6 protein-coding genes are annotated in these 6,444 nt (G+C 44.4%); 2 read left to right on the forward strand and 4 right to left on the reverse strand.

What is annotated here, in order from left to right; all coding sequences use genetic code 11:
• Positions 1–279 (forward strand): IS30 family transposase (locus tag EI162_RS12930; protein WP_192524734.1); only part of this gene is annotated, 279 nt, incomplete at its 5' end.
• Positions 280–589: 310 nt separating this feature from the next.
• Positions 590–1,135, forward strand: a complete 546-nt coding sequence (locus EI162_RS12935) for a hypothetical protein (protein WP_192524735.1) — start codon at positions 590–592, stop codon at positions 1,133–1,135.
• A 124-nt stretch (positions 1,136–1,259) separates the two neighbouring features.
• Here EI162_RS12935 and EI162_RS12940 read toward each other — a convergent pair whose 3' ends face one another.
• From EI162_RS12940 to EI162_RS12955, 4 genes are all read right to left on the reverse strand, one after another.
• Positions 1,260–1,919, reverse strand: a complete 660-nt coding sequence (locus tag EI162_RS12940; RefSeq protein WP_192524736.1) for a YsnF/AvaK domain-containing protein — start codon at positions 1,917–1,919, stop codon at positions 1,260–1,262.
• A gap of 214 nt (positions 1,920–2,133) precedes the next feature.
• Positions 2,134–2,982 (reverse strand): DUF2382 domain-containing protein, encoded by an 849-nt coding sequence (locus EI162_RS12945; RefSeq protein ID WP_192524737.1) that lies wholly within the window; start codon positions 2,980–2,982, stop codon positions 2,134–2,136.
• Between the two features lie 618 nt (positions 2,983–3,600).
• Positions 3,601–4,782 carry a thiolase family protein gene (locus tag EI162_RS12950; RefSeq protein ID WP_192524738.1) on the reverse strand — a complete coding sequence of 394 codons (1,182 nt, stop codon included), beginning with the start codon at positions 4,780–4,782 and terminating at the stop codon, positions 3,601–3,603.
• A gap of 96 nt (positions 4,783–4,878) precedes the next feature.
• Positions 4,879–6,267, reverse strand: a complete 1,389-nt coding sequence (locus EI162_RS12955) for a homoserine dehydrogenase (protein ID WP_192524739.1) — start codon at positions 6,265–6,267, stop codon at positions 4,879–4,881.
• Between the last annotated feature and the right edge of the window lie 177 nt (positions 6,268–6,444).

A 6,444-nucleotide genomic window follows, 5' to 3' on the forward strand; every position in this document is an offset into this window, starting at 1 on the left:
AAGACCATTACCTCTGACAATGGTAAAGAGTTTGCTCAGCATAAGAAGGTGAAACGAAAGCTCTTTACTTCCTTCTTCTTTGCCGATGCTTATGCGTCATGGCAGCGAGGAACCAACGAGAATACTAACGGCTTAATCAGAGAGTTCTTGCCTAAGGGTTGTGACTTTAGACAAGTCTCTGATAATGAGATACAGCACATTGAGAATAAACTAAACAACAGACCAAGAAAACGCTTAGGGTTTAAAACGCCCAATCAGGTGTTCTATAATATAATTTAGCGTTGCACTTGGTGTGTTAATCTAAGTACTGATTATTTTATATGTTGAATACTTTATATATATAGTTAAAATACTTTAAAAACGCTACGATACTGCTGGTATAGTTTTTTTGTAGCCTCTGTCTGCGTAGGCACAGCAAGCTAGAAAAATTTATAACAGTAGCACGTGGTTATTTACTTTATTACAATCGCATTTCTTTTATGTTGAACTGACTGTATCATCGTTGTTGTAGTGATTACTTACAAATTCAGTGTAGGCGAGCATTTATGGACACGCTATAGTGTTTAAGATATTTATTTGGGAGAGTGTTATGAATTTAGAATTATTAAAACAGTTGCGTACCTCTGTGGTTATAACGGGTTTATTAGCTGGCGCCATGACGGTTAGTGCTTGTCAACAAAACCAAGAAACAGACCCAAGTTTGGAAGACGGCATCAGTGAAGAGCAGTCAGTACCAATGTCTGCTGAGCCTGCCGAGCCAAGCGATGTTGTCGTAGATGCACCTGTAAGCGACGTAGAAGATGATACGGTTGCTACCGTAAACAATGATGTGACTCAGATATCCTATCTGTGTGCACCTGAATTAGCAGTCGAAGCGACTTATAAAGATACTGACAACCAAGTAGTTATTGGTACGGCCAAAGGAACAGTCACATTGACCAAAACCAATGATGGCAGCAATCCTGAAGTGTTTGAAGGATCGACAGCTATTGATGGTAACGAAGGCTTTGTGCAGTGGCGCGTGGCGCATAAAGATCGCGAGACAGGTGTGATGCGTACTGCTGGTGCAGATGCCTCTAACGTCAGTACTTATGAATGTAAGAAAACAGAAAAAGCACCAGAAGACGCGGTATAAAGTAAGCCTTACGAAACGAGCACGGCCTATAGTATAAGACCCAATAACAAAAGCAACGTTCGCGTTGCTTTTGTTATGTCTGATTTTTCTTATGTCCAATTTTTAAAACTTGTAGGAAATAGCTTTATTTTCTTTGCGTAGTATCGCGCTCATGTGCCAAGAACCCTTCTTCTGCCACATCTAGCTCTTCGTGCTTAAGCTCTACTTGGATGCTATCGGTATGGGTATGGGTGGTTTTATTAATGTCCACTTCTTGAATCACATGGGTGTCTTTGGTGATAGTAGCTACTTGACGCGATAAGATGATCTCAATCGGCTCATCGCCAACCTCAATTTGTTTGCCATTCACCGTAACCACGGCCTTACTGTCTAACGATGGCTCAACGTGACGCAGTATGTCTTTATCATCATAACTGCCCGATAATAAATCCTGACTTTCGCTATCGTGGTATTCCGTACGCACTGTAATATATTCTTCTACCAGCTCAATAGGCACCTCGATAGTCTTGGTACGTGCGTGCTTAGTAACGGTAACTTTGCCAACATCCAAGCGTTCCTTGTTGATAACTGGACGCTCTTCTAATAGTTCAAGATGACCACCGCTGCTGGTGTTTGTTAGTGCGTCATTTTGATTGGCTAATACGGTTGGCTCTTGATTGTAGTCTTGTTGCTGATGGCTATGCTCGGCTAACTCATCGAGGTTTGGGGGTACAGATGCCGTTGTGAGTTGATCTTCTTTGTCGACTCTATCATTTATAATGGGTTTATTGTCATCGGTATTCATTATTGTATTCCTTATTGTCAGGCCGAAAAGTTTGGGCTATAAAAGTACTGAGCTGTAAAGCTGTTGGGTATAAAACAGTCGGATATAAAAAAAGACCAGAGGCGTGCTCTGGTCTTATTCACTGAGTTCATAAACTCAGCTGCTAATTGCAATCACATAGCCTTTTAAAATAGCCTTTTAAAACAGATATTCAACTATGTGAACACATTGCTTATTACATACCACGAGCGCGGCGTACATCTTCTGCGGTAATGCCGTCACGGTCTACGATGTTACCTTCACGGTCTACGACGTTGCCATCATTATCAATGTCTAACTCTTCGCGCTGGATGGTTTCGACGATAGTTTCAGTATGACGCTCAGTAGTTTTACCGACGTTGACTTCTTCAGATACATAAGTATCTTTACCGACGCGGGCACGTTCAGCTTCTAGCTCCACTTCGACAGTCTCGTTACCAGTTACATCACCGATACGGCGGTCTGTTGGACGATCTACGTTAGTGCGCTGTATATCGGCATGCTCTTCTTCGAGCTCAACATCGACATTGCGTTCTTCGGTAACCACATGCTTACCGACTTTTACCAACCCTGCAACGATGCGGTCTTTATTCACGGTTAGGCGCTCTTCGAGTAGCTCTAACGTGTTAGGTGCATCATAGGCAGTATCTTTAATATCCATACGCTCTTCAGCTGGAATAGTCTCAGCAGTAAACGCTTGACGATCTTTTTCGTATTGGTCTTTATAGCTGTACTGGTAGTCATGATCATAGACTTCCATGGCCTCGACTTGCGCCTGCGTTAAGCTATCAAAGAATACGTCATCACCTACGATACGCGCTAGGCCTGCTGGTACCAATACTTCTTTTGAGCTGAACCAACCACCTGCATCAACGATTAAATAGCGGATGCGACCAGTGGTGTCTTCTACCAGTGCGCCCTCAATTTTACCGATTTTCTCTTCATTGACGCCGTAAGCAGTTTTACCTGATGGGTCATAATAGTCATCACCAATAAGGTCGCGGTGAGTCGCTTGGATGTCTTTTAAACGAATTAGTTGGCTCATTATTGTCTTCCTTTTTTATAAATTAATGGTTATTTTTTTAAATATTAAAACTTTCTATCAAATCTAGACGCTACTAAATCTAAGCGTCATTAAAAATAAAATCAGTAGCTCAGCGAATATTAGTTAGTGGCTTTTAATTACAATAACTTTAATAACTTCTAATCACAATAAGTTTAATAACTTCGTCACTGATCTTTAAATCAACTTATAATCATCCTAACACCACGATTTTTTATGCGATATATGAGCTAGGTAGCAAAGTGTGCGCTTGAAGTAATTGCGTGTAATAGGCTGTAAATGGCATAACATAGCTGGGGGTATAAATTAACGTGTCTTTACACAAAGCAATATTCTGCGTGGTTTGAGGGGCCACAGACACAAAAAAACCGCACAGCCATGAGCCATGCGGTTTTTTAAATATCAGTATCAAGCAAAAATACCAACCAAAAATACGATTGGTTATATAGTCAGTTCACAATAAAAGCGATACGATGCTAGTGACGTGCTATGGCTATAAGTTTTCCTTGCTTGCTGTGCCTGCGCAGACAGAGGCTGCAAAAAATTATAGCCATAGCACTGTATCGTCTTTAAAGCGACTGAGCTATAAACATTTGAGTATTAAGCAAGCTCTATCGCCACGGCAACAGCTTCACCGCCACCGATACATAACGTGGCGACGCCTTTTTTACCGCCTGTACGCTTGAGAGAGTTGATCAATGTGATTAGGATGCGGGCACCTGAACAGCCAACTGGGTGTCCTAAGGCACAAGCCCCACCGTCGACGTTGACTTTAGCATGGTCGATTTTTAGCTCGTCCATCGCCGCCATGGTTACCATCGCAAAGGCTTCGTTAATTTCCCATAGATCAACATCAGCTATCGACCAGCCAGCGCCAGCCAAGACTTTCTCAATCGCCCCAATCGGAGCAATGGTAAATTCGCTTGGGTGACGCGAGTTCGATGCTGTCGCCAAGATACGTGCTTGATAATCTAAGCCTTCGGCTTTTGCTTGAGATTCTTTCATGACCACGACAGCCGCCGCACCATCAGAGATTGAGCTGGCGTTTGCTGCTGTGATGGTACCCTCTTTGGCAAAGGCTGGGCGTAGAGTAGGGATGCGCTCAGCATTAGCTAGTGCAGGTTGCTCATCGGTATCAACGGTTTGCTCGCCTTTACGAGTTTTAAAGGTAACTGGCTCGATTTCGTCTTTGAAGTGACCGTCTTTGATAGCGGTTAGGGCGCGGTTGAGTGACTCGATAGCAAACTCATCCATCTGCTCACGGGTATAGCCTTTTTCGTCGGCCATTTCTTGCGCGAACATACCCATTAGCTTACCGGTTTCAGCGTCTTCTAGACCGTCTAAGAACATATGGTCTTTGACTTCTTTGTGTCCCATACGGTAGCCGCCACGCGCGCCTGGCATGATATAAGGGGCGTTGGTCATTGATTCCATACCACCAGCAACCGCCACATCGAAGCTACCCGCTTTGATGCCGTCGTGTGCTTGCATCACTGCTTTTAGCCCTGAGCCGCACAGCTTATTGATAGTCACAGCACCCGTCGCATCAGACAGGCCTGCTTTACGCATCGCTTGACGGGCAGGGCCTTGACCCAAACCGGCGGTCAAGATACAGCCCATGATGACTTCATCGATATTATCCGTGCTGACGCCTGAACGCTCAACAGCGGCTTTAATCGCAGCGGCACCAAGATCGGTTGAGCTCATATCTTTTAATACGCCTTGGAAGCCGCCCATTGGCGTACGTGCGCCGTTTAAAATTACAATTGCATCATTTGACATCGTTATTATTCCTTATTAAGTATTTTGTATAAAAGTATTTCGCTTTGGGTGAAAGGCTTATTTTCTGATAACCCTCCCACTTTTTAGATGTCTGGCTTACGCAAGCTCATCTAAGCGAATACGTACTACTTTATCAGTAATGGTATCCAATTTTTCAATTTTTTCGATGGCCAGATTCATTTGACTCTCGACCACAGGCAGGGTCAAGATAATCACCGGCACTTCACCGGCTTTGTGCGCAGGTTTTTGCAAAATCGCATCGATGTTGATACCAGCGTCACTCAAGATACGGGTGATATCTGCCAACACCCCAGGGCTATCGTAAGCATGTACACGCAAGTAATAACCCGTAGTCATCTGCTCAGCGCGCAATATTGGCGTATCAGATAGCTGCTCGGGAATAAACGCTAAGTGCGGCACATGATGGCCCTTGTTATTTTGATTAGTGTTGTTTTGATCGCTGCTATTTTGATCGCCGCTGCTTTGGTCGTCGTTGTCTTTGCTACCCAAGACTCGCACCAAATCCATGACATCGGCCATCACCGCAGAAGCGGTCGCACCTGCACCCGCACCGTCACCGCAATACAGCGTTTGTCCAAGTGGGTGTGAATTGACCAGTACCGCATTTTTTACGCCATTGACGTTGGCAAGTAAGGCGTCTTGCGGGATAAGCGTCGGGTGTACGCGCAGCTCAATGCCAGCGTTATCAGCATTACCTTGACCATCACGGCGCACCGCAAAACCTAAATGCTTGATACGGTAGCCAAGCTCTTCGGCATAATTGACGTCTTGCAAAGTAATGCCAGTGATGCCTTCACAATAGACTTTGTCAAACTGTAGCGGGATACCAAAAGCAATAGAGGCGAGTAGGGCCAATTTATGCGCCGCATCGATGCCTTCGACATCAAACGTCGGATCTGCTTCGGCATAACCCAATTCTTGAGCTTCGCTGAGCACGTCGGCAAACGGACGACCCTTGTCACGCATTTCGGTCATGATAAAGTTGCCAGTGCCGTTGATGATGCCAGCAAGCCATTCGACCTTATTGGCCGCAAGCGCTTCACGCATGACTTTAATAATGGGGATGCCGCCTGCGACCGCTGCTTCATAAGCAACATGCACCTGATGCTGTTCAGCGAAGGCAAAAATCTCATTGCCGTGCTCAGCCAATAATGCTTTGTTTGCCGTAACGACGTGTTTGCCGTTTTTGATGGCGTGCATGATGACGTCTTTTGCTAGCGTAGTACCACCAATAACTTCGATGACGATATCGACATTGTCACTGGCAGCGGTTGCCATCAAGTCACTGTTTTGAATGATATTAGGGTCAATATCATCACGCTGACGGCGGGTACCAACTTCGGTAATGATAATATCGCGTCCGCTACGGCGTTTTAGTTCATTTAAGTTGTCATTGATTAGATTGATCACGCCCGTACCAACGGTGCCCAGACCAAGTATCGCTAGTTTGATGGAATTACTCACAGTATCCTCAAGAGGTTAAATACAGTCAATCCTATATAAATTGGATACAGCGTCAGGCTCGCTTAGTCTACTATTTGTAGTCCTTTCACTTGCTTGCCTTCCTTGTATCCAAAGTATATTTAATGGCTGTGTTTTAATAATGTGTTGATTAATTTAATGATAGAATAATGGTGTTAT

The organism is Psychrobacter sp. FME6, assembly GCF_014861365.1.
Taxonomy (GTDB): Bacteria; Pseudomonadota; Gammaproteobacteria; order Pseudomonadales; family Moraxellaceae; genus Psychrobacter.

What these genes read in the sequence shown, in the direction of transcription:
- EI162_RS12935 (WP_192524735.1), top strand. Translation starts at nt 590, where the DNA reads ATGAATTTAGAATTATTAAAACAGTTGCGTACCTCTGTGGTTATAACG.
- EI162_RS12940 (WP_192524736.1), bottom strand. Translation starts at nt 1,919, where the DNA reads ATGAATACCGATGACAATAAACCCATTATAAATGATAGAGTCGACAAA.
- EI162_RS12945 (WP_192524737.1), bottom strand. Translation starts at nt 2,982, where the DNA reads ATGAGCCAACTAATTCGTTTAAAAGACATCCAAGCGACTCACCGCGAC.
- EI162_RS12950 (WP_192524738.1), bottom strand. Translation starts at nt 4,782, where the DNA reads ATGTCAAATGATGCAATTGTAATTTTAAACGGCGCACGTACGCCAATG.